Raw genomic sequence first — 24,288 nt, 5'->3', positions numbered from 1 at the left:
ATGTCAAAAGAGATAGCAAAACAACGTATAGAAGAACTGCGTGATTTGTTAAATACATTTAACTATCAGTATCACGTATTAGACAATCCTTCTGTTTCTGATGCGGAGTATGACCGTAATATGCAGGAGCTTATAGAATTAGAAGCAGAGAATCCAGAGTTTATGAGTGAAGACTCCCCCTCCATTCGCGTTGGGGGAACGGTTCTTGATATATTTGAAAAAGTAACACATAAGTCACCGATGTTAAGTTTAGGAAATGCATTTAACGAAGGAGATTTACGTGATTTCGACCGACGAGTACGCCAAGGAATTGATGATGCGAATGTAAGATATATATGCGAATTAAAAATTGACGGACTTGCTGTTTCACTTCATTATGAAAAAGGACGCTTCATTCAAGGGGCAACGCGTGGTGATGGTGTAACAGGGGAAGATATTACCCAAAATTTAAAAACAATTAAAGCGATCCCGCTCCGTTTAAATGAAGAAGTAACGTTAGAAGCACGAGGCGAAGCTTATATGCCGAAGCGTTCATTCGTTAAGTTAAATGAAGAAAAAGAGCAAAATGGTGAAGATGTATTTGCGAATCCGCGTAATGCGGCAGCAGGTTCAATACGCCAACTTGATCCCAAAATTGCAGCGAAACGTAACTTATCTATGTTTGTGTACGGTCTTGCGAATGTAGAAGAAAAAACAATTCCATCACATAGTGAATCGCTTGATTTCTTAGGTGAACTTGGATTCAAAACAAATCCAAATCGTCGTACATGTGAAACAATCGAAGAAGTTATAGCTTATGTAGAAGAATGGCAAGAAAAACGTCCGCATCTTGATTATGAGATCGATGGAATCGTTATAAAAGTAGATGATGTTGCTCTTCAAGAAAGTTTAGGAACTACAGCAAAGAGTCCAAGATGGGCGATTGCTTATAAATTCCCGGCTGAAGAAGTTGTAACAAGATTAACAGGCATTGAATTAAGTGTTGGTCGCACAGGGGTTGTAACACCGACTGCAGAGCTAGAGGCAGTGCGAGTGGCTGGTACTATCGTTCGTCGTGCCTCTTTACATAACGAAGATTTAATTCGTGAAAAAGACATTCGAATTGGTGACTATGTTGTTGTGAAGAAGGCCGGAGATATTATTCCTGAAGTTGTGAACGTTATTTTTGATAAGCGTACTGGTGAGGAAGAAGAATATCATATGCCAACGCATTGCCCAGCATGTGAGAGTGAACTAGTTCGTTTAGAAGAAGAGGTAGCACTTCGCTGTATAAATCCAACTTGTCCGGCTCAAATTCGAGAAGGATTAATCCATTTCGTTTCAAGAAATGCAATGAATATTGATGGACTCGGAGAACGTGTCATTACACAACTCTTTGATGCTGATTATATTCGTACATTCGCTGATTTATATTCGTTGACGAAAGAGCAATTATTACAGCTAGAACGATTTGGTGAAAAATCAGCAACGAATTTAGTACAAGCAATTGAGAATTCTAAAGACAACTCATTAGAACGATTATTATTTGGTCTTGGTATTCGCCATGTTGGAGCGAAAGCAGCACGTACATTTGCAGAGCATTTCGAAACGATGGATGCGCTTGTGAAAGCAACGGAAGAAGAACTAAAAGCAATTAATGAAATTGGTGAAAAAATGGCTCAATCCGTCGTGACGTATTTTGATAATGAAGACGTATTAGAGCTATTACAACAATTTAAAGAGTATGGCGTGAATATGGCATACAAAGGCATAAAAATTGCTGATTTACAAAATGTTGAGTCGTACTTCGCAGGAAAAACTGTCGTTTTAACAGGGAAATTAGAAGTTATGGGACGTAGTGAAGCGAAGAAAAAGATTGAGGCATTAGGTGGAAAAGTAACAGGAAGTGTTAGTAAAAGTACGGATTTAGTTGTTGCAGGTGAAGCAGCAGGTTCGAAATTAGCACAAGCAGAGAAGCATAATGTTGAGGTTTGGAATGAAGAGAGGTTCTTACAAGAGCTAAATAAGTAAGAGGTGCAAACTTACCATGAAAAAAATAGCATTAGCGGTATTAAGCCTTGGCCTACTCGTAAGTGGGTGTAGTGCAGGTGCCGATAAAGATGAAAAAGTGGTTGAGAAATCGGGGAAAGCAAAAGAGCAAGCAATCGTTCCGAAGTACGCTATTTCGGATGAATACTATAAGGCGACTATTCCATTTGAAGCAGGATCTGCACGTGGTTTAGTTGTACAAGGAGTAAGTAATCGTCTTGATATAGATGAATTTGAAACAGGATTAATGCGTATTGCAAAAGAATCCTTTAGTACGAAAGATCATTTCTTTAAAGGTGGAAGTACTCTAGATACTCAAAATGTGCAGATGCTTGTTAAAAGAAAGCGTACAGATGCTGAACAAAAGGAACTAGAGGACAAATTAAAAAAAGATGCAGTTAAATTTCCAAACATTGGGTTAAACCCAACGTTAGGTGGAGGATCTGAATCATTAGAGGAAAAGAATAAAAAAAATCCAATATATATTTCAAATATTTTAGAGCATGATTATTATGTGAAAAAAGGCGAATCAGATGAGCGCCAAGGCATTGTAATTGGTTTAGCGATGAACTCGGTTCATTATTACGAGGAAGAGCATGGTTATCCGCGTGAGGCTAAAATTGAGCAAGAAAAAATGGTAGCTGAAGGGAAAAAAATGGCGCAAGAAGTCTTGAAATTTATGCATCAAAAACAGCCTGAAACAAAAAACCTTCCGATAACATTTGCAATTTATCGTCAGGCTCCAAAGGCTTCACTCGTGCCAGGTAACTTTGTTTCTTATGCGAATGTTGAAAAAGGCAGTGAAACGGTTGAGGATTGGAAACAAATTAATGAGAAATATTATTTGTTCCCATCTGAACAAGCGAAAACAGATAATAAACGTGAAGATCTGGCGAGAGTATCGAACTTTAAATCAAAACTAAGCGATTATTTCCAAGGCGACTATACAGCTGTTATCGGTACTGGTATGTATAGAGATGATGAATTAAGAGAAATAAAGCTTGATATTCCTGTCCAGTTTAATGGGAAAGCAGAAATAATTGGTTTTACACAATATGTAGCTGGGCTTGTTATGGAATACTTCCCGAATTATATGAAAGTACAAGTAACGATTAAATCTGTAGAACGCCCAGAAGCAATTATTATACGTGAAGCAAAGCAAGATGAACCATTTGTGAAAATTTTAGATTAAATAGGAGGGCTGTTCCTTTATGGAACGGCTTTTTTTCTTGAGGAATTTTGTTATAATTTAAAATGTTATAAATAATGGGGTGTAAGGGGTAAAGCACATGGACGAATTAAGTTTTCAAGTCATTATTTTATTAATTGCATTCGGCTTTTTAGCAGCTTTTATTGATTCAGTTGTTGGCGGTGGAGGATTAATTTCGCTTCCAGCACTTATGTTTGTTGGTTTACCACCAGCTTCGGCAATTGCAACGAATAAATTAGCTGCAACGATGGGGACGTTTACGAGTGCAGTTTATTTTATTCGATCAGGAAAGGTCGATTTTAAAATTGTAGGAAAGTTAATCCCGTTAACTGTTATAGGAGCGGTCGCAGGCGCTTTAGTAGTAAAGTTTATTCCGCCAGATATTTTACGTCCGTTAGTGCTTGTGATGTTGGTGTTTATTGCCATTTATATTATTGCAAAAAAGGATTGGGGAAGTGTATCTACCTATAAAAAGATGACGAAAAGAAAAACATTAATATTTTTCTTTGTTATTTTAATGATAGGGTTTTACGATGGATTTTTTGGACCAGGGACAGGATCCTTTTTAATTTTTGCATTTTTATTAGTTGGTTTGGATTTTATTCAGGCGGCAGCATCTGGAAAACTTTTGAACTTTGTTAGTAATATCGTATCGTTAATTACTTTTTTATTTTTAGACGTAATTCATTTTGAATACGGTATTATTATGGGATTGTCGATGATTTTTGGCGCTTATTTTGGATCGAAGTTTGCAGTCCAAAAAGGTGTTGGATATGTAAGAACTTTATTTTTGTTAGTAACTATTTTATTGATTGGAAAAAACATTTTGGAATATACTCATATTTTGTAGAGTTATACGTATGTATAACTCTATTTTTTTATTATATTTTAAAAATTAATTAATTTTTAAAATATAAGTCTAGGAATATTTGAATAAATCTAAATTATCGTGTAGAATAATGTTGTAAAATGTAAACGTTTTTCTAAGGGGAGGCTAAAAAGAATGGTAGTAGCATACAAACATGAGCCATTTACAGATTTTTCAGTGGAGGCTAACAAATTAGCGTTTGAAGAAGGTTTAAAGAAAGTAGAATCTTATCTTGGACAAGACTATCCATTAATTATTGGGGGAGAAAAAATCACTACAGAAGACAAAATTGTTTCTGTAAACCCTGCAAATAAAGAGGAACTTGTTGGTCGCGTTTCAAAAGCAAGCCGTGAGTTAGCTGAAAAAGCAATGCAAGTAGCGGATGAAACATTCCAAACTTGGAGAAAATCAAAGCCAGAAATGCGTGCAGACATTTTATTCCGTGCTGCAGCAATCGTTCGTCGCAGAAAACATGAATTCTCTGCTATTCTTGTAAAAGAAGCAGGTAAACCATGGAATGAGGCAGATGCTGATACAGCAGAAGCAATCGACTTTATGGAATATTATGGTCGTCAAATGTTAAAATTAAAAGACGGTATTCCAGTAGAAAGCCGTCCAATTGAATATAATCGTTTCTCTTACATTCCATTAGGAGTAGGTGTTATCATTTCTCCTTGGAACTTCCCATTCGCAATTATGGCAGGTATGACAACAGCTGCTTTAGTTTCTGGTAACACAGTATTACTAAAACCAGCTAGTACAACTCCTGTAGTAGCAGCGAAATTCATGGAAGTATTAGAAGAAGCTGGCTTACCAGCTGGCGTAGTAAACTTCGTTCCAGGTAATGGTTCTGAAGTTGGTGACTACTTAGTAGATCACCCTCGTACACGTTTCGTGAGCTTCACTGGATCTCGTGATGTAGGTATCCGTATTTATGAGCGCGCAGCGAAAGTAAACCCAGGCCAAATTTGGTTAAAACGCGTTATCGCTGAAATGGGTGGTAAAGATACAATCGTTGTTGATAAAGAAGCAGATCTTGAATTAGCAGCTAAATCTATCGTTGCATCAGCATTCGGATTCTCAGGACAAAAATGTTCTGCATGTTCTCGTGCAGTAATCCATGAAGATGTATACGATCACGTATTAAATCGTGCTGTTGAATTAACGAAAGAATTAACAGTTGCTAACCCAGCTGTATTAGGTACAAACATGGGTCCTGTTAATGACCAAGCTGCATTCGATAAAGTAATGAGCTATGTTGCAATTGGTAAAGAAGAAGGTAGAATCTTAACAGGTGGCGAAGGAGACGATTCTAAAGGCTGGTTCATCCAACCAACAATCGTTGCTGACGTTGCAGAAGATGCTCGCTTAATGAAAGAAGAAATCTTCGGACCAGTAGTAGCATTCTGTAAAGCAAAAGACTTTGATCATGCACTTGCAATTGCAAACAATACAGAATACGGTTTAACAGGTGCTGTTGTTACTAATAACCGTGACCATATTGAAAAAGCACGTGAAGAATTCCACGTGGGTAACTTATACTTCAACCGTGGATGTACTGGTGCAATCGTAGGTTACCAACCATTCGGTGGCTTTAACATGTCTGGTACAGACTCTAAAGCTGGTGGCCCTGACTACTTAGCACTTCACATGCAAGCAAAAACTACTTCTGAAACTTTATAAGAAATAGTAGAAGAGATCTTCGCAGTCTGCGAAGATCTCTTTTTTTTTTTTTTTTTGAAAAATTTTCTATATTTGGATCAAGATAGATATGAGTAGAAAAACTAATAAAGTAATAAGGTTTACTTCAGTAAATAAGGTATACTATATTTGTTGAATAGATTCTCTTTAAAGACAAGAAAAGTAGGTGAACAAAGTGGGAAAATATCAATTGGATTACAAAAGTCAGGTAGCCGTGGCAAAGTTTCATGAAAAACAGACGCCTGCCAAATTTGATAAAAAGCAGCAAATTGAAAAATTGCGTGCGGAGTATTTGAAAAAGAAGCAAAAATAAACAGATAAATAATATGTTACGTTTTTGATAGGAGAAACCAGTTCTAAGTACCGTATATTACCATTCGGTACTTAGAACTAGCTAAACCTTATTAATATCGGGATAAACATGTAAATAGAAACAAAACAACGAGAAAAGTTGACTTATTAGTCATATTTTTTAGTATTCATTTTAAGGATTTCCTGTATAATACAATTTGAAAGAAAATCTATGGTTTGACAAGAAACACTCTTTTCGGTTTTGCTCACTGAAGGGAGTGTTTTTTTGTAGCCAAAAACTCCTCTGTACTCATTACAGTTGCATATACTCCATTTAAACTAGCCAAAATTGTGTTATGAATATAAACGGCCGGTATAGTAGCATTCTTAAAAGAAAGATCTTTTGTAGCACAAGCATCATGTATAACGGTACATGGAAAGCCGAAATCAAAAGCAGCCCTTACGGTAGCATCAATACACATATGAGTCATCATCCCGCATATGATGACGTGCTCAATGTTTAAACGTTGTAATTGTTCTAGAAGATCAGTTTCGCGAAAACTATTTGGATAATGTTTGAGTATAACGGTTTCTTCTCTAAGTGGACGTACGCTTTCATGAATATGTACACCTTCTGTATTGGGTAGGAAAAAAGTAGCGTCATCTTTTATTGCTACATGTTGGATATGAAAAATAGGTTCGTTTTTCGTTCTAAAGAGTTGTAGCAGCTGACTAGCATATTGGCTTGCTTCTACTGGATTACGCAATTCCATCTTTCCATGTGGAAAATAATCATTTTGAATATCAACGAGTAAAAGAGCTGTTTTCATATATTCATCTTCCTCCGATTTCATATTCAAATAATGGTATTCAATTTATAGAAAGGATTCTCCTTTTAAAAAATATGAAGGAGGAGAATTTAACATAACTTTAAAAATCATTATTGTATGTGATTTTTTATTTGAAAATTTTAATAGAGGAATAATTAATATTTTTCTAAAAAATGTATTGACTCTTATTATTCTGAGTTCTATAATGAGAATTAATTAAACGACAATTAAATCGATACATTCTTATCCAGAGAGGTGGAGGGACTGGCCCTACGATACCTCAGCAACGGGTTTTTTAATACCGTGCTAACTCCAGCAAGCCTTATAAAAGGCTTGGAAGATGAGAAGATGTGAACGAGTACATATAAGTGCTCTCCTTCTTATCTTTATGGTTGATAAGAAGGAGAGCACTTTTTATTTTACCTCGAAAGCTCTACTTCAAGTTTTTACAGCATATAGGAGGGAAGAAAATGATTTCTTTTAACAACGTAAGTAAATTATATGAATCAGGTGGGCAATCTGTTCATGCGGTGGAGGATGTAACATTATCAGTTGGGAAGGGCGAAATTTTCGGTATCATCGGTTTTAGTGGCGCTGGAAAGAGTACGTTATTACGCCTAGTAAATATGTTAGAGAGACCAACGGCAGGAACGATTTCAATAGATGATAAAGATATTACATCTTTATCGACGAAAGAATTACGGAAGCTAAGACAAAGAATCGGGATGATTTTTCAAAGTTTTAATTTATTTAATTCAAGAACAGTGTTTGGGAATATTGCTTATCCATTAAGGTTAGCGAAAGTACCAAAGAATGAGATAAAAGAAAGAGTAAATGAACTGCTGAAGTTTGTAGGATTAGAAGATAAAGCAAACTATTATCCAGAGCAACTATCAGGTGGTCAAAAACAACGTGTTGGCATTGCTAGAGCACTTGCAACATCGCCAGACATTCTTATATGTGATGAGGCAACATCAGCTTTAGATCCAGAAACAACGACAGAGATTCTGAACTTATTAAAGAAAGTAAATCGAGAATACAATGTAACGATTCTACTCATTACACATGAAATGCATGTTGTGAAAGAAATTTGTCACCGTGTAGCTGTAATGGAGAAGGGAAAGGTTATTGAAGAAGGAAAACTATTTGACGTTTTCACACAACCAAAAACAAAGACAACTCAAAACTTTGTACGCTCCATTATTAATGATCATTTACCGGAAAGTGTTCTAGGGAAAATTCAAAATGGTGGACAAATTTATCGCTTAACATTTACTGGTGAAGAGACAGGGCAGCCGGTACTATCATATATCGCGAAAAACTATAACGTCGATGTAAACGTACTGTACGGAAATATTATTGAACTTCAAAATGTGCTATTTGGAAATCTACTTGTAGAACTGCAAGGTGAGCAGAAAGAAATTCAAAAAGCATTACAACATCTACGACTACAAGTGCAGCTGAAGGAGGTAAAAGCTCATGCGAGTTGATTGGAGTATATTTTGGCCCCGCATAGTAGATGCGACGGGGGATACCCTCTTAATGGTAATTGTAACCCTTATATTTGCTACAATTCTTGGTATACCTCTAGGTTTACTGTTATATGTAACGAGAAAAGGGAACTTTTTAGAAAATAAATGGGTCTTTTCTATTCTTAATATCATTATTAACACAATTCGTCCGGTTCCATTCATTATCTTCTTAGTAGCTTTAAGCCCACTAACAAGAAGTGTTATCGGAACGACGATTGGAACAGCAGCAGCAATCTTTCCGATGACGTTAGTTGCATCAATCGGTATTGCTAGAATGGTTGAAACAAATCTTGTTTCAGTTCCAAAGGGAGTCATTGAAGCAGCTCAAGCGATGGGGGCTTCACCAATTAGAATTGTTTTTGAAATCCTTGTGCCAGAAGCGTTAGCGCCATTGATTTTAGGTGTTACGTTTATGACAGTTGGTTTAATTGAATTTTCTGCAGTTGCTGGGCTTGTCGGTGGTGGCGGTCTTGGTGACTTAGCGATGACATATGGTTATCAACGTTTTGATACATCAGTTATGTTCGTAACGGTCGTTTTACTTATTATTCTTGTACAGGTAGCTCAAAATTTAGGAAACTACTTTGCGAAAGTCTTTTTACGCAGATCATAAAAAGGAAGAGGGGAAAAGAAAATGAAGAAAATTTTAGCATTTGCATTATCAGCGATTGTAGGAATTTCAGCGTTAAGCGGCTGCTCAAGTGGAGACACGGGGGCAGGAGCAAAAGAGAAAGTAGTTCGCGTTGGCGTAACCGGAACAGATGGAGACGCTTGGGAAATTTTAAAGAAAAAAGCTGAAAAAGAGGGAATTAAAATTAAACTGGTTGAGTTCTCTGATTACACAACGCCAAATAAAGCGTTAGCTGATGGAGATATTGAACTAAACTCATTCCAGCACGTTGCTTTCTTAGAGCAATTTAAAAAAGAGCATAAGTTAGATATTACAGCTGTTGGTACAACGCAAATTGCACCAATGGGCTTATACTCTGAAAAATATAAGAAGGCAAATGAAATTCCAGATGGTTCAGAAATTGCGATTCCAAATGATCCAACGAACCAAGCTCGTGCATTAAAACTTCTTGATGCAGCTGGATTATTAAAGCTTAAGAAAGACTTTGGCTTATTCGGAGATCCAAGCGGCATTGCTGAAAATCCGAAGAAGTTAAAAATTACACCGGTTATCGCACAGCAAACACCTCGTGTATTAAAAGATGTTGCAGCTTCAGTTATTAATAACGGTGTTGCTGGTCAAGCTGGATTAGATCCAGCGAAGGATCCAATTTTCTTAGAAGATCCAAAGAATGAAAATGCGAAGCCATATATTAATATTTTCGCAGCTCGTACGAAAGATAAAGATGATCCAACACTGAAAAAAGTAATTGAACTATATCATTCAAAAGAAGTAACAGATGCAATTAAGAAAGAAACAAATGATGGTTCCATTTCAGTAGATCTTTCACTTGATGAGCTTGAAAAAATCGTAAAATAATGATTGAGTTTAACGGACTAGCAGAAGGACCCCCTCCGCTGTTAGCTCGTTCAACATATAATCTACTTAACAAACAAAACCCTAATTCTGTACCTTCCAATTCTGTATAACGTAGAATCCAATGTTTGTTAAGTAGAGTGATGGACCAGGAGTTTTCCTGGTCTATTTTTTTGTGGTTATTCGATTACGATACTTTTTAAATTATCCTCATGATGCTCTTGTTCTTTCGGATAAGCAGCTAGCTCCTCTTGCAAAATATTTAGTATTTGCTTAGCTGATTGTTGGATTGGGGTAGGTAACTCTTCTAATATATTCATACCGACTTTTATTTTTGTACGAATTACCTTTCTTAGTAGTTCCTCATGCATGTACTACACCTCCAAACCGAATATTTAGTACATCTTCTTCGAACTTAGCTCCTTGAATAGAAAGGTGTGTTAACGTTTTTGGTAATGTGATGTTCCGTTTCACAGAACCTGAACAAATGATAAGTTCATCACCTTTTTGATTTAATGAAAGTTCACTTTTGTTTGAGAAGGGAATGGAGAGAACGAAAATATACTCATCGCCATCTTTTTTTACATATTGAGTGCGCCCGTTAAATTTCACTTCCGTAGGGGAAGAATCTGATTTAAATAAAGCGTCTCCTACACGCTCTAACATGGACAAACCGACAACTTCTTGTTCAAACATAGGAGCTTCGTAAATAGGAAGCGGCTGAAAACTATTTTGAATTAATGTTTTATATTTTTTTTGAGTATCTTTCCATGCTTGAAAATAAGGATCGGTGACAGTGTTAGGGATGACGCGGTTAATCATAATGGCATCTACGTTATAATCGTATAAATTTAAATACGTAAAGCTACGCTGAGCTTCTTTAATGACCATTTTTTCGGGATTTACAACGATGCGGATACTTGTTATTTCTCGATTTGATAAAATATCTCTCATTTCTCCGAGCTGTTCAAGTGTATTCGTTAATTCGTCCATAATATCATCGGTTGGAAGGGGGACACCAAGAAGTGGTTGAGCTACAGGACGAACAACTTTTAAAACTTTTCTTTTAATAGGAAAGAGTTTTTCCATCCACCAGCCGAGCATGTCTGGGAAGCTGAGCATTGCTAATGTTTCTCCTGTTGGAGCACAATCAATGATAATAACATCATATGTGTTTTGTTTATAATAATCGAGTACGCGAAGTAAGCGAATTAAATCTTCCATACCAGGAAACATCGTTAATTCTTCTGTTGTAATATCATCAGCTGCTTTGGAGGTGAAGAGTAGCGTAATATATTTCTGTAATTTCCCCCAGCCTTTTTCCATCTCATAAATCGTATTAATTTCTTGTGCCCACAAATTTTCACGAATTTCTAATGGCTCAGAAGATAGCTTTATACCAAATGAATCTCCTAAACTATGAGCAGGATCTGTACTCATTACTAATGTTTTTAATCCTTGTTTTGCGCTTTGAAGTGCTGTTGCTGCTGAAATGCTAGTTTTTCCTACGCCGCCTTTACCTGTATACAAAATAATTCTCATTATTCTATCCCCTTTGTTTCGAGTATCGAATATTACGAATGCCGAAATAAAATGTTGAATAAAAACCCAACTAGGGTTTTATTCAATCGGAATGTTTTTCATTTTAGGTGTAGAAACCTTTTCTTCTGTTTTTTGCTGTGACGTAGCGATGTGATTCATGATCTTTTGGAAGATTTGTAGTAAGAATGCCTTTTCTTCTTCTGATAATGCTTCTGTCACTAGGTTAAAGTAATGGGCTGCATTTTGTTTTACTTCTTGGACGAGCGTTACGCCGTTTTCTGTTAAACGAATTAATACAATGCGTCGGTCGTTTTCATCACGGTACCTTTCAATATATCCCTTTTTTACGAGGCGATTTACAACACCTGTCGTTGTACTCATCGGTATATCAAGAAGGTCAGCAATTTTTGTCATTGTAATATCTGTATTTCGCTCCATCCAAAGTAAACAAAATACTTCTGTTTTAGAAAGTGTTAAATCTAGGCTTACCCATTCTTCAGGATAAAAAAGTTTCTTGGCGTTATCAAGCAGTAAGTCTAAAAAATGTTCATATTGCAACAATTATTTCCACTCCCGTATATTTCGAGGTTCGTAATATTTGTTTTTATTTTATGCAGAATTGAAATAAATGTCAATAGTTTTGATTGTTTTTTCGGATTAGACAGAAAACTTACTTTGAAATGGTAGATTTATAAATATAAAACTAGAATTTACATAAAAATCCATCATGGTAAATATACTTATCTATAATGGATGCACAGCTAACGAGGGGGAGAACAATGAGAAGACGTAATACGCAAGCGTTCACGTTTTTAGCATGGACTTCATTTGTTTGCGCGCTTTCAGGTATGCTAATTGGAATTTATACGTTAGATGAAACGCTTAGTGTAAAAGGGTACTATTTATTAGGCACATTATTTTTAACGATGTCTTGTTTTGTATTACAAAAAACAATTCGTGATAATGAAGAAGATAACGAGAGATTTCCGAAAAATAAACCGGTAGATAAGGAGTAAATTGTAAAGAAAGGCAATTGCCTTTCTTTTTTTATGTAAAAATGCAGTAAGTGCCGTGTGTTGACTTGCTTGAAGTACTGAAAATTTGGTATCATCAATAGTATTGTAGATTGAACGATATATTATGGAGGTGGCCTAGCCGTGTCAAGAATTTCCGTTGAGAATGTAAAGCACGTAGCACATTTAGCACGTCTTGCAATTACTGATCAAGAAGCTGAAAAATTTCAAAAACAACTAGATGCAATTGTTACATTTGCAGAACAGTTAAATGAATTAGATACAACTGATGTAAAACCAACAACTCATGTATTAACTATGAAAAATGTTATGCGTGAAGATGTACCAGAAAAAGGTTTACCAGTTGAAGAAGTATTAAAAAATGCACCGGATCACAAAGATAATCAAATCCGTGTTCCAGCAGTATTAGAATAGAGGAGGGGAATTTCGATGTCATTATTTGATCATTCAGTATCAGAGTTACATAAGAAATTAAACAACAAAGAAATTTCCGTTACGGATTTAGTAGAAGAATCTTACAAACGTATTGCGGATGTTGAAGATAACGTAAAAGCTTTTCTTACATTAGATGAAGAAAACGCACGCGCGAAAGCGAAAGAATTAGACGCAAAAATTGGTGCTGAAGATAATGGTTTATTATTCGGTATGCCAATTGGTGTAAAAGATAACATTGTAACTAACGGTCTTCGTACAACTTGTGCGAGCAAAATGTTAGCAAACTTTGATCCAATTTATGATGCAACAGTTGTGCAAAAGCTAAAAGCTGCTGACACAGTTACAATCGGTAAGTTAAATATGGACGAGTTCGCAATGGGTTCTTCAAATGAAAACTCAGGTTTCTACGCTACGAAAAATCCATGGAACTTAGATTACGTTCCAGGCGGATCTAGTGGTGGTTCTGCAGCAGCTGTAGCAGCAGGAGAAGTATTATTCTCTCTAGGTTCTGATACGGGTGGTTCTATCCGTCAGCCAGCTGCATATTGCGGCGTTGTAGGTTTAAAACCAACTTACGGACGCGTATCTCGTTACGGATTAGTAGCATTCGCATCTTCACTTGACCAAATCGGACCGATTACACGTACAGTAGAAGATAATGCATACTTATTACAAGCTATTTCAGGTATTGACCGTATGGATGCAACTTCTGCTAACGTTGAAGTAGGAAACTACTTAGCTGGTTTAACAGGCGACGTTAAAGGTTTACGCATTGCTGTACCGAAAGAATACTTAGGAGAAGGTGTTGGCGAAGAAGCTCGTGAGTCAGTACTAGCTGCTTTAAAAGTATTAGAAGGTATGGGCGCAACTTGGGAGGAAGTATCTCTTCCACACTCTAAATACGCTCTAGCAACGTATTACTTATTATCTTCTTCTGAAGCATCTGCTAACCTTTCACGCTTTGATGGCGTACGTTACGGTGTTCGTTCTGATAATGTAAATAATTTATTAGACCTTTACAAAAACACACGTAGCGAAGGTTTTGGTGATGAAGTAAAACGTCGTATTATGCTTGGTACATTTGCACTTAGCTCTGGTTACTATGATGCGTACTACAAGAAAGCACAACAAGTACGTACATTAATTAAAAACGACTTTGAAAATGTATTTGCTAACTACGATGTTATTATTGGACCAACAACGCCAACTCCGGCATTTAAAGTGGGCGAAAAAGTTGATGATCCAATGACAATGTATGCAAATGACATTTTAACAATCCCAGTAAACTTAGCGGGTGTTCCAGCGATTTCTGTTCCATGTGGATTCGGTGCTAACAACATGCCACTTGGTCTACAAATCATTGGTAAACACTTCGATGAAGCGACAATTTACCGCGTTGCACATGCGTTTGAGCAAGCAACAGACTATCATACAAAAAAAGCAAGTCTGTAAGGAGGCGAGCATAGATGAATTTAGAAACAATTATTGGTTTAGAGGTTCACGTTGAGTTAAAAACAAATTCGAAAATTTTCTCTGCGAGTCCAACAGAATTCGGAGCGGAGCCAAATACACAAACAAGTGTAATTGACTTAGGATACCCAGGGGTACTTCCTACTTTAAATAAAGAAGCAGTTAACTTTGCAATGAAAGCTGCAATGGCATTAAACTGTGAAATCGCAACGGAAACGAAGTTCGACCGTAAAAACTATTTCTACCCAGATAATCCGAAAGCTTACCAAATTTCTCAATTCGATAAGCCAATTGGTGAAAATGGTTGGATTGAAATTGAAGTAGACGGTAAAAAGAAACGTATCGGTATTACACGTCTTCATTTAGAAGAAGATGCTGGTAAATCAACGCATACAGCTGATGGTTCATTAGTAGACTACAACCGTCAAGGTATGCCTTTAATCGAGATCGTATCTGAGCCAGATATGCGTACGCCAGAAGAAGCATATGCATACTTAGAGAAGTTAAAATCAATCATTCAATACACTGGCGTATCTGATTGTAAGATGGAAGAAGGTTCCTTGCGTTGTGATGCGAACATTTCCCTTCGTCCAGTTGGACAAGAGAAGTTCGGTACAAAAGCGGAACTGAAAAACTTAAACTCATTCACTTACGTACAAAAAGGTCTTGAGCACGAGCAAGTGCGCCAAGAGAAGGAATTGTTATCTGGTGGTATCATCCAACAAGAAACACGTCGTTATGATGAAGCAACGAAGAAAACAATCTTAATGCGTGTGAAAGAAGGATCTGACGATTACCGTTACTTCCCAGAGCCAGACTTAGTTGAACTTTACATCGATGATGAGTGGAAAGAAGAAATTCGTGCTTCGATTCCAGAACTTCCAGATGCACGTAAAGCTCGCTACGTTGCAGAAATTGGCTTACCTGCTTATGATGCACACGTATTAACATTAACGAAAGAAATGTCTGATTTCTTTGAAGCTGCAATTGCAGACGGTGCTGATGCGAAATTAACATCAAACTGGTTAATGGGTGAAGTGCTTGCATACTTAAACAAACAACAAAAAGAATTAAAAGACGTTGCATTAACGCCTGCTGGTCTATCTAAAATGGTTCAATTAATTGAAAAAGGTACAATTTCTTCTAAAATCGCGAAGAAAGTATTTAACGAATTAATTGAAAAAGGTGGAGACCCAGAAGAAATCGTTAAAGCGAAAGGTCTTGTTCAAATTTCTGACGAGGGTACACTTCGTAAAGTTGTAACAGAAATTCTTGATAATAATGAGCAATCTATCGAAGACTTTAAAAACGGTAAAGACCGTGCAATTGGCTTCTTAGTTGGTCAAATTATGAAAGCTACAAAAGGACAAGCAAATCCGCCGCTTGTTAACAAAATCTTACTTGAAGAGATTAATAAGCGATAATAGTAGTAACTTTTAAAGATTAAGCAGAAAAACACCCGTACATGGGTGTTTTTCTAGGTTAATCAAACGTTTGTTTAAATGAGAGAAGATCGTTTAAACAAACGTTTGATTAACTGTCAAAAGTGGAAAAATGTTTGTATAGCAACTATGGTATGATAGTTGCAAAAAGGTGGGAATAATGATAAATCTAGACATAGAGGTTTTTTTTCATCTCATGAAATAATAGATAATTATTATTCGTTATATGTAAATTGTTGTGAGGAAATAGATAGACATAAATTTTTTGTCAAATAAAACAAAACCATTGAAATGAATATTTACTTTTGATGGACTACACGAATCGGGTTCTTACTGCCTGTTTGAGCGGGATAAAAGAAGGATAGGAAGATGAGAGGAGGTAGGCATAGGAATACTGAATAGAAGTTCGGTATGTTCTTTTTGATATATAAAGAAATTTCCTGTGCTAATAAATGATGAAACGAGCAAGAATTATTTATAATCCTACTTCTGGGCGCGAGCTATTTAAGAAGAGCTTACCGGAAGTATTACAAAAATTAGAACAAGCTGGATATGAAGCGTCTTGTCATGCGACAACTGGTCCTGGAGATGCGACTGTGGCAGCTAGGCAAGCTGCGGATCGTAAGTTTGATGTTGTTATCGCAGCTGGTGGTGATGGTACATTAAATGAAGTGGTGAACGGTTTAGTAGGACATGAACATCGTCCAAAGTTTGGAATTATTCCAGTTGGAACGACCAATGATTTTGCGCGTGCGATCGGTGTACCTCGTGCTATTGAAGAGGCTGCGGATATTATTTGTGAAGGAAAAACAGTTCCGTTAGATCTTGGTAGAGCAAATGATACATATTTCATTAATATCGCTGGTGGCGGCCGTATTACAGAATTAACATATGAAGTACCAAGTAAGCTAAAGACAGTATTAGGACAACTTGCTTATTATTTAAAAGGTATTGAAATGTTACCGTCATTACATCCAACATATGTTGAAATTGAGTATGATGGAAAATTACTACAAGAAGAAATTACGATGTTTTTAATTACGAATACTCGTTCAGTGGGCGGTTTTGAAAAAGTAGCACCATATGCATCAATTAATGATGGATTATTTGATTTATTAGTGCTGAAAAAAGGTTCTATCGCTGACTTAATTAAAGCAGCAACACAAGCGCAGCGTGGTGAACATATTAATAACCCAAAAGTGCTATACACACAAGCAAATCGAATTAAAGTGCATTCACCAGATAAACTAATGATTAACTTAGATGGTGAATACGGTGGAGATGCACCGATGGAATTCGAAAATATATATCATTGTCTTGAACTATTTGTTCCTGAACAACAAGAGGATGCCCTGTAAAGGCATCCTTTTTATTATATAGAGGAATTGTAAATTGGAAGTTAGTTTGATTTTTATGGTATTTTTACAATTCGTTTATTTTATATCCATACTTTATTGATACACTGGAGGAGATAAGAAACGAGAGGTAGGATGCTATGGAGAAGGTAAAGGCAATACTATTTGATAAAGACGGAACATTAATGGATTTTCACTCAATTTGGATAAAAGTAGCTGAAGAACTTGTGGCTGAATGTATAAAATTATATCAACTTCCACAGTCAATGCAGCCTACTTTATTAAAAGAAATCGGCGTGGAGGGGGTGGTTGTGAACCCTCGTAGTGCAATAGCTGCTGGAACAAGCCTCGATGTAGCAAAGGGGCTTTGTAAGTATATTGCGTCATCTAAGGAAGAGGAGATGCATGAGTGGGTAAGTGAAAAATTATTTTCGCTTATGTACGAGTACCGCTCCCATATGAGAATGACAGCAGATTTACCGAGAATTTTACAAGGTTTAAAGGATAGAGGATTTATTTTAGGTGTTGTTACAGCGGATGATTTCGCGCCGACAGAATTATTTTTAAAACAATATCAATTAGAATCTTTTTTTGATTATGTTGTGGCTTCAGATACGTTTCCGGCACAGAAACCTGATAAAAGAATTGTAGAATCCTTTTGTGAAAAGTTTCATTTAGAGGCATGTGAAGTAGCGGTCGTAGGGGATACGCCAACAGATTTGTATTTAGCTAAGAACGGTGGCGATTGCTATGCAATCGGAGTACTGTCTGGTACAGGAGATCGTCAAACGTTAGAACCACTTGCGGATTTAGTAGTACAATCTGTTGGGGAGTTTATTTCTCATTCGGGTGAGTTGATTTGGGAACAAGGAAAGTCTAATGTGTAAGGAAAATAAGTCTATAAAGACTCTTAAAGAGTCTTTATAGACTTATTTTTTATGTCGACATAGAAGGCATGTAGGATGAATGTTGGAAAAGAATGTTGGCATACATTTTGCAATGAAAAGAGAAAACAATGTAAAGAAAAGGATGGGGTACGTAATGAACATAAAAAAATTTGCTAAAGTAAATGAACAAATTCCTGGATCGAAAGCAGCGTCTTTATTAGAACGCCGCCAAAATATAGTACCAAAAGGAGTAAGTAACGGCATCCCAACGTTTGTACAATCTGCAAATGGTGCTCTTGTAACAGATGTTGATGGCAATCAGTACATTGATTTCGCGGGAGCAATTGGAACAATTAACGTAGGACATTGTCATCCAGCTGTTAAAGAAGCGCTTCATAAACAAGTAGATCAATACATTCATACTGGATTTAATGTCATGATGTATGAGCCATATATTGAATTAGCAGAAAAACTTGCGGCATTAGCGCCAGGAAGTTTTGATAAGCAAGTACTATTTTTAAATAGTGGTGCAGAAGCGGTTGAGAATGCGGTGAAAATCGCTCGTAAATATACAAAAAGACCTGGTATTATCGCATTTTCTAAAGGTTTCCACGGACGTACATTAATGACAATGACGATGACAAGTAAAGTAAAACCATATAAATTTGGATTTGGCCCATTTGCACCGGAAGTATATAAAGCGCCATTCCCTTACGAATATCGTCGCCCAGAAGGACTAACTGAAGAGCAGTACGATGACTATATGATTGAAGAGTTTAAGAATTTCTTCATATCAGAAGTAGCACCAGAAACAATTGCAGCTGTTGTAATGGAACCTGTTCAAGGGGAAGGTGGATTTATCGTTCCAAGTAAGAAGTTTGTTCAAGAAGTACGCAATATTTGTTCAGAACACGGCATCTTATTTGTAGCGGATGAAATTCAAACAGGATTTAGCCGTACAGGAAAATACTTTGCCATTGATCATTATGATGTCGTTCCAGATTTAATTACGGTATCTAAATCATTAGGCGCTGGTGTACCGATTAGTGGTGTTATTGGGCGCAAGGAAATTATGAATGAATCTGCGCCGGGAGAGCTTGGTGGAACGTATGCAGGAAGCCCACTAGGATGTGCGGCAGCGTTAGCAGTACTTGATGTAATAGAAAGAGAGAATTTAAATGATAGAGCGATAGAATTAGGAAAAGTCGTAATGAACCGATTCGAAGAGATGAAAAATAAATATAATTGCATCGGTGATGTGCGTGGTTTAGGAGCGATGTGTGCATTTGAGCTCGTTCAAGATCGGAAGACGAAAGCACCTGATAAAACGTTAACAGCTAATTTGTGCGCAGAGGCAAATAAACGCGGATTACTCCTACTATCAGCAGGGACATATGGTAATGTTATTCGTGTATTAATGCCATTAGTTATTACAGATGAGCAACTTGAAGAAGGATTAACAATAATTGAAGAATCATTGCAAGTCTGTTATGAGAAAGCAAATACTGCTCGTGTTTAAAAGCTAAATAATAAATCGCAAACATTCTAGCTGACTCTATATAAAATGCAGAAAATTCACTTTATAATAAAGGTAGTGAAGTGAATCGATGGATTGGAAGTTAGGGGTGGCTAGGATGGTTGGAGAAAAGGAACGAGTGTTAATGGATTTACAAGATGTATTTGAATATGCGTTTGACGAAATTTTTGTGACTGACGAAAAGGGAATCGTTGTGCGTGTAAATAGTACATGTGAAAGGCACTATCAACTAGCTGCTAAAGAGTTAGTAGGTAAGCATGTAAAAGAACTACAAAAGGATGGTATCTTTTATCCATCGGCAACGTTAGAAGTAATTGAAAAAAAGAGACCGATTGAACTCGTTCAAACGACAAAATCAGGAGAGTATTTACACGTTCGTACAAGGCCTGTTTTTGATAATGAGGGAAATTTAAGAAGGGTAATTAGTTATTCTCGTGATCTTACAGAACTCTACCAATTACGTCAAAAGGTAGAGGAGATGGATAATCAGTTAAAAACATATAAAAAAGAATTAAGAGAAACATATGAACATGAAGGACTTATTTTTAAAAGTATCGCTATGCAAAAAATAGTCGAGACAATCAAGAAAGTATCCGTGGTAGATAGTACAGTTCTCGTTTTAGGTGAGACAGGAGTAGGGAAGAGTCGATTAGTACGTCATTTACATGAAGTGAGTAACAGGAAGAATGAAAGTTTCCATGAAATTAATTGTGCGGCATTGCCAACGAATTTAATTGAATCAGAGCTTTTTGGATACTCAGGTGGATCTTTTACAGGTGCGAATCGTGAAGGGAAAAAGGGATTATTAGAATCAGCTCATAAAGGAACTCTTTTCTTAGATGAAATTGGCGAAATGCCACTTGAAATTCAAGCGAAACTTTTGCAAGTGTTGCAAGAAAAAACGTTCCGCCCTATTGGCGGAAGAGAATTAAAAAAAGTGGATGTTAGAATTGTAGCGGCAACAAATCGAGATTTAAGTATGATGGTGAAACAAGGAACATTCCGGAAAGATTTATATTATCGTCTGAATGTCATTCCAATTTTAATTCCGCCACTCAGGGAAAGAACCGAAGACATTTTGCCGCTCATTTATCATTATTTACAGCACTTTAACGAGAAATATGGCCGGAATGTAAAATTAGCACCTAGCACATTACAAATGTTTGTTGGTTACCCGTGGGAAGGAAATAATAGAGAAATTGAAAATGTGATTGAGAGAATTGTTATAACTGCTGATGATATCGTTACGATAGAAGATTTGCCAATAGCGATGCAAGAATCAACGGTTGAACAGTCCGGCCAAAGTCTCTATAAAATGTTAGAAGAAGTAGAACGTAATATTATTTTGAAAGCATATAAAACATATGGATCGAGTTATAAAGTAGCGGAGTTTTTAAAAATAAGTCAATCTGCTGCCACTAGGAAGATAAAGAAACTTATAGAGGAGGAAGAAAACATTGGATAAAAAAGCGACGTTTGTAAATGTAGAGAAAAAGGCGATGTATATAAATGGTGAGTGGATTACATTGCAAGAACAAATCGAAGTAAATAATCCAGCAACGAAGGAAATATTTGCGACGGTACCAAAGGGCGGGGTAACAGAGGCAAAGCAAGCTGTTGATGCTGCTCATGAAGCTTTTAAATCATGGTCTAAGTTAACAGCGGCAGACCGTGCAGTGAAGTTAAAAAAATGGTTCACACTTATTGATGAAAATAAAGAAGAGATTGCAGCGATCATGACGAGGGAACAAGGAAAGCCGTTTGCAGAAGCACTTGGTGAAGTGAATTATGCAAATAGCTTTGTTGAATGGTATGCAGAAGAAGGAAAACGCGTATACGGTGAAATGATTCCTGCTTCTCATCCAAATAAACGTATTTTAGTTATGAAGCAACCAGTTGGGGTTATGGCAGCTATTACACCTTGGAATTTCCCGGCTGCTATGATTACGAGAAAGGTAGCTCCAGCGCTTGCAGCAGGATGTACAGCGGTTGTAAAACCTGCAAGTCAAACGCCGTTAACTGCGTTAAAATTAGCTGAATTAGCCCATGAAGCGGACATTCCTAAAGGTGTAATAAACATTGTAACAGGTAGTGCGAAAGCAATTGCTGATACGTGGATGGAAGATGGACGTGTTCGAAAAGTTTCCTTTACAGGATCAACTGAGATTGGGAAAGAATTAATGGCTAGTGCTGCACAAACGATGAAAAAGGTTTCACTTGAGTTAGGTGGTCACGCGCCGTTTATTGTTATGAATGATGCGGACTTAGATAAAGCTGTAGAGGCGGTAATCGGTTCGAAATTCCGTAACGCAGGACAAACGTGTATATGTACAAACCGAGTATTTGTTCAGGAAGAAGTGTATGAAGTATTTGCAGAGAAGTTTCAAAAGGCAGTAGGGCAGTTGAAAGTAGGAGACGGCTTTGGTGACGGAACGACTGTAGGACCACTTATTGACGAGAATGCAGTTTCGAAAGTACAGGAACATATTGAAGATGCTATTCAAAAGGGTGGAACAGTTTTATATGGTGGCCAAAAGGTTGCAGAGCTAGATGGACACTTTATGCAACCAACTGTAATTGGATTGGCGAACGATACGATGCTTTGTATGAATGAAGAAACATTCGGACCAGTAGCACCAGTTGCGAAATTTAAAACGGTTGAAGAAGTAATCGAACGTGCAAATCATACACCATATGGCTTAGCTGCTTATATTTTCACAAAAGATATTAGTCAAGCATTCCAAGTTAGCGAGGCATTAGAGTACGGTATTATCGGATTAAATGATGGACTTCCATCAGTTGCACAAGCACCGTTTGGTGGCTTTAAAGAAAGTGGTATTGGCCGTGAAGGAGGGCATTTCGGTATCGAGGAATATTTAGAAATTAAATATATTTCATTAGGACTATAAGTAGTATACTAGAATCTCTATAAGGTAACAGAGAAGGAGATTCTAGTATGGTATATTGGCTATTATTACTCGTAACAATTATTTTTGAAGTAGCTGGAACAATTGCGATGAAATTATCAAACGGTTTAACAAAGCTCGTTCCAAGTGTACTGATTTTCGTATTTTATGGAATTTGTTTCAGCGTATTTGCAATCGTTGTCAAAAAAATTCATTTAAGTATCGCTTATGCCATTTGGTCTGGTGTAGGAACATTACTTATTACAATCATTAGCGTGTATTTTTTTAAAGAGCACATTAGCTTATTCCAAGCATTTTGTATTCTCTTTATTGTTTTAGGAGTAATTGGACTTAAGGTTTCATCGGCATCATAAAAGGCTATCTTCCGGTGCGGGAGATAGCCTTTTGTTTTTTATTAAAATGCCCAGTTACCTTTACGGAAGATTGGTTCATGTCTTCCGTCATCTGTAATACCATCGATATCAAGCTCAGCTGATCCGATCATGAAGTCGTTGTGTGTAATACTAGTATTTGCTCCGTTTTCAGCAAGTTCTTCTTTAGACATTGTTTTTCCGCCAACTAAGTTGAATGCATAAGCACTTCCGATTGCAAGGTGGCAAGATGCGTTTTCGTCAAATAGCGTATTGTAGAATAAAATATTTGTGTTTGAAATTGGTGAGTCATGAGGTACTAAAGCCACTTCTCCTAAGAAGTGAGAACCTTCATCTGTTTCTACTAAATGTTTTAAAGCCTCTTCACCAGTTTCAGCTTTATAGTCTACGATACGTCCGTTTTCAAATGTTAACGTGAAGTTATCGATAATGTTACCTGCAAATGCTAACGGTTTTGTACTAGATACTTGGCCGTTTACACCTGTTTTAAGTGGCATTGTAAATACTTCTTCAGTTGGAATGTTCGCCATAAATGGTATGTTCTTTTCATTTAAGCTACCAGCACCAGCCCATACATGCTTTTCTGGAAGTTCGATTGTTAAATCTGTTCCAGGACCCGTATAGTGAAGAGCTTTATAATGTTTTTCGTTTAAGTAATCAACTTTTGTATGTAACGTTTCATCGTGTTCTTTCCATGCTTCTACAGGATTTTCTAAATCAGCGCGAGTCGCTTTAAAGATAGCATCCCATAGTTTTGCTTCTTGTTCTTCTGGTGCAACGTCAGGGAATACTTTCGCAGCCCATTCTTTCGTAGGAACAGAAATGACACACCAGCTTACTTTATCAGCTTGTACGTAATCACGATATACTTTCATTGCTTCACCGGCTACTTTATGAGCAGCTGCGATACGCGTTGATTCTACACCTTTTAATAAATCAGGGTTTTCTGCATAAATAGACATAAATGCAGCGCCTTCTTTTGCTAATTCTTCACGAGCGTGTGCTTTCCAAGAAGGGAATTCAGAGAATGCTTCTTCAGGAGCTAGATCGAACTTTAAGCGTGTTAACGTTTCATCATTCCAATCAACATATACGTGTTTTGCACCAGATTTATATGCTTTCTCTGTAACGAGGCGTACAAATTGTACAGCTTCAAGAGGTGCACTAATTGATAATGTTTGTCCTGGTTGAATATTAACACCAACATTGACTGCAAGAGCAGCATATTTCTCTAACGTTTGTTCAAATGACATATGTATAATCTCCTTTAATTTGAAAGATTTCTTACTATATATAATACAAGAAAATTCAAAAAATATATATAAATATAGCGTAAAAAGAG

At 36.8% G+C, this 24,288-nt stretch carries 23 protein-coding genes and 1 riboswitch; of the genes, 18 read left to right on the top strand and 5 right to left on the bottom strand.

The window, feature by feature from the left end; all coding sequences use genetic code 11:
• From ligA to QEP67_RS26120, 5 genes are all read left to right on the top strand, one after another.
• On the top strand, nucleotides 1–2,010 hold the full coding sequence (gene ligA / locus QEP67_RS26140; protein WP_064472455.1) for an NAD-dependent DNA ligase LigA: 2,010 nt from the start codon (nucleotides 1–3) through the stop codon (nucleotides 2,008–2,010).
• Nucleotides 2,011–2,026: 16 nt separating this feature from the next.
• Nucleotides 2,027–3,220, top strand: a complete 1,194-nt coding sequence (locus tag QEP67_RS26135; RefSeq protein WP_353706477.1) for a CamS family sex pheromone protein — start codon at nucleotides 2,027–2,029, stop codon at nucleotides 3,218–3,220.
• Nucleotides 3,221–3,317: 97 nt separating this feature from the next.
• Nucleotides 3,318–4,088, top strand: coding sequence for a TSUP family transporter (locus tag QEP67_RS26130; RefSeq protein WP_048567196.1), 771 nt, complete (start codon nucleotides 3,318–3,320; stop codon nucleotides 4,086–4,088).
• 153 nt (nucleotides 4,089–4,241) lie between these two features.
• A complete protein-coding gene (pruA, locus tag QEP67_RS26125; protein WP_000259557.1) occupies nucleotides 4,242–5,789 on the top strand; it encodes an L-glutamate gamma-semialdehyde dehydrogenase in 1,548 nt (515 codons plus the stop codon).
• Between the two features lie 193 nt (nucleotides 5,790–5,982).
• Entirely contained in the window at nucleotides 5,983–6,120 is a 138-nt protein-coding gene (locus QEP67_RS26120; RefSeq protein ID WP_000521651.1) for a hypothetical protein, read from the top strand.
• Nucleotides 6,121–6,364: 244 nt separating this feature from the next.
• Here QEP67_RS26120 and QEP67_RS26115 read toward each other — a convergent pair whose 3' ends face one another.
• A complete protein-coding gene (locus tag QEP67_RS26115) occupies nucleotides 6,365–6,928 on the bottom strand; it encodes a cysteine hydrolase family protein (RefSeq protein WP_002108858.1) in 564 nt (187 codons plus the stop codon).
• Nucleotides 6,929–7,168: 240 nt separating this feature from the next.
• Nucleotides 7,169–7,275, top strand: a riboswitch (SAM riboswitch).
• Nucleotides 7,276–7,398: 123 nt separating this feature from the next.
• Between QEP67_RS26115 and QEP67_RS26110 the strand changes: the two genes are divergently transcribed.
• Genes QEP67_RS26110 through QEP67_RS26100 form a run of 3 tightly spaced genes read left to right on the top strand, consistent with a single transcriptional unit; the run spans nucleotide 7,399 to nucleotide 9,949 of the window.
• Complete coding sequence (locus QEP67_RS26110) at nucleotides 7,399–8,418, top strand: methionine ABC transporter ATP-binding protein (protein ID WP_000622963.1); 1,020 nt, start codon at nucleotides 7,399–7,401, stop codon at nucleotides 8,416–8,418.
• The gene (locus tag QEP67_RS26105) at nucleotides 8,408–9,073 is read left to right on the top strand and encodes a methionine ABC transporter permease (protein ID WP_001261881.1); all 666 of its coding nucleotides are present in this window, start codon (nucleotides 8,408–8,410) and stop codon (nucleotides 9,071–9,073) included. Before QEP67_RS26110 ends, QEP67_RS26105 begins: the two co-directional genes overlap by 11 nt.
• A gap of 21 nt (nucleotides 9,074–9,094) precedes the next feature.
• Nucleotides 9,095–9,949, top strand: coding sequence for a MetQ/NlpA family ABC transporter substrate-binding protein (locus QEP67_RS26100; protein WP_000721586.1), 855 nt, complete (start codon nucleotides 9,095–9,097; stop codon nucleotides 9,947–9,949).
• Between the two features lie 176 nt (nucleotides 9,950–10,125).
• On the opposite strand, the gene QEP67_RS26095 is transcribed toward QEP67_RS26100, so the two are convergent.
• From QEP67_RS26095 to QEP67_RS26085, 3 genes are all read right to left on the bottom strand, one after another.
• A complete protein-coding gene (locus tag QEP67_RS26095) occupies nucleotides 10,126–10,317 on the bottom strand; it encodes a DUF3926 domain-containing protein (RefSeq protein WP_000544095.1) in 192 nt (63 codons plus the stop codon).
• On the bottom strand, nucleotides 10,310–11,491 hold the full coding sequence (locus QEP67_RS26090) for an ArsA family ATPase (protein ID WP_080483068.1): 1,182 nt from the start codon (nucleotides 11,489–11,491) through the stop codon (nucleotides 10,310–10,312). Before QEP67_RS26090 ends, QEP67_RS26095 begins: the two co-directional genes overlap by 8 nt.
• A gap of 75 nt (nucleotides 11,492–11,566) precedes the next feature.
• Nucleotides 11,567–12,049: a MarR family transcriptional regulator gene (locus tag QEP67_RS26085; RefSeq protein ID WP_000942488.1), complete on the bottom strand. Its 483-nt coding sequence runs from the start codon at nucleotides 12,047–12,049 to the stop codon at nucleotides 11,567–11,569.
• Nucleotides 12,050–12,267: 218 nt separating this feature from the next.
• Between QEP67_RS26085 and QEP67_RS26080 the strand changes: the two genes are divergently transcribed.
• From QEP67_RS26080 to QEP67_RS26035, 10 genes are all read left to right on the top strand, one after another.
• On the top strand, nucleotides 12,268–12,504 hold the full coding sequence (locus QEP67_RS26080; protein ID WP_001254397.1) for a YiaA/YiaB family inner membrane protein: 237 nt from the start codon (nucleotides 12,268–12,270) through the stop codon (nucleotides 12,502–12,504).
• Between the two features lie 141 nt (nucleotides 12,505–12,645).
• The gene (gene gatC, locus QEP67_RS26075) at nucleotides 12,646–12,936 is read left to right on the top strand and encodes an Asp-tRNA(Asn)/Glu-tRNA(Gln) amidotransferase subunit GatC (protein WP_000086999.1); all 291 of its coding nucleotides are present in this window, start codon (nucleotides 12,646–12,648) and stop codon (nucleotides 12,934–12,936) included.
• A gap of 15 nt (nucleotides 12,937–12,951) precedes the next feature.
• Nucleotides 12,952–14,409, top strand: a complete 1,458-nt coding sequence (gene gatA, locus QEP67_RS26070; protein ID WP_000051449.1) for an Asp-tRNA(Asn)/Glu-tRNA(Gln) amidotransferase subunit GatA — start codon at nucleotides 12,952–12,954, stop codon at nucleotides 14,407–14,409.
• Nucleotides 14,410–14,423: 14 nt separating this feature from the next.
• Entirely contained in the window at nucleotides 14,424–15,851 is a 1,428-nt protein-coding gene (gene gatB, locus QEP67_RS26065; protein ID WP_001047687.1) for an Asp-tRNA(Asn)/Glu-tRNA(Gln) amidotransferase subunit GatB, read from the top strand.
• Nucleotides 15,852–16,321: 470 nt separating this feature from the next.
• On the top strand, nucleotides 16,322–17,227 hold the full coding sequence (locus QEP67_RS26060) for a diacylglycerol kinase (RefSeq protein WP_000977669.1): 906 nt from the start codon (nucleotides 16,322–16,324) through the stop codon (nucleotides 17,225–17,227).
• A 137-nt stretch (nucleotides 17,228–17,364) separates the two neighbouring features.
• A complete protein-coding gene (locus tag QEP67_RS26055) occupies nucleotides 17,365–18,111 on the top strand; it encodes an HAD family hydrolase (RefSeq protein ID WP_000416639.1) in 747 nt (248 codons plus the stop codon).
• A 154-nt stretch (nucleotides 18,112–18,265) separates the two neighbouring features.
• A complete protein-coding gene (gene gabT, locus QEP67_RS26050; protein WP_033658915.1) occupies nucleotides 18,266–19,630 on the top strand; it encodes a 4-aminobutyrate--2-oxoglutarate transaminase in 1,365 nt (454 codons plus the stop codon).
• Nucleotides 19,631–19,745: 115 nt separating this feature from the next.
• Nucleotides 19,746–21,113, top strand: coding sequence for a sigma 54-interacting transcriptional regulator (locus tag QEP67_RS26045; RefSeq protein WP_000232669.1), 1,368 nt, complete (start codon nucleotides 19,746–19,748; stop codon nucleotides 21,111–21,113).
• A complete protein-coding gene (gene gabD / locus QEP67_RS26040) occupies nucleotides 21,106–22,557 on the top strand; it encodes an NADP-dependent succinate-semialdehyde dehydrogenase (protein WP_048567193.1) in 1,452 nt (483 codons plus the stop codon). Before QEP67_RS26045 ends, gabD begins: the two co-directional genes overlap by 8 nt.
• Before the next feature lie 47 nt (nucleotides 22,558–22,604).
• Complete coding sequence (locus tag QEP67_RS26035) at nucleotides 22,605–22,928, top strand: multidrug efflux SMR transporter (protein WP_000263262.1); 324 nt, start codon at nucleotides 22,605–22,607, stop codon at nucleotides 22,926–22,928.
• Nucleotides 22,929–22,969: 41 nt separating this feature from the next.
• On the opposite strand, the gene QEP67_RS26030 is transcribed toward QEP67_RS26035, so the two are convergent.
• The gene (locus QEP67_RS26030) at nucleotides 22,970–24,199 is read right to left on the bottom strand and encodes an aminopeptidase (protein ID WP_000007377.1); all 1,230 of its coding nucleotides are present in this window, start codon (nucleotides 24,197–24,199) and stop codon (nucleotides 22,970–22,972) included.
• Nucleotides 24,200–24,288 lie beyond the last annotated feature (89 nt).

The sequence above is a fragment of the Bacillus cereus group sp. MS39 genome, assembly GCF_040448665.1.
Lineage (GTDB): Bacteria > Bacillota > Bacilli > Bacillales > Bacillaceae_G > Bacillus_A > Bacillus_A wiedmannii.
This window is presented reverse-complemented; position numbering and strand designations above follow the sequence as displayed.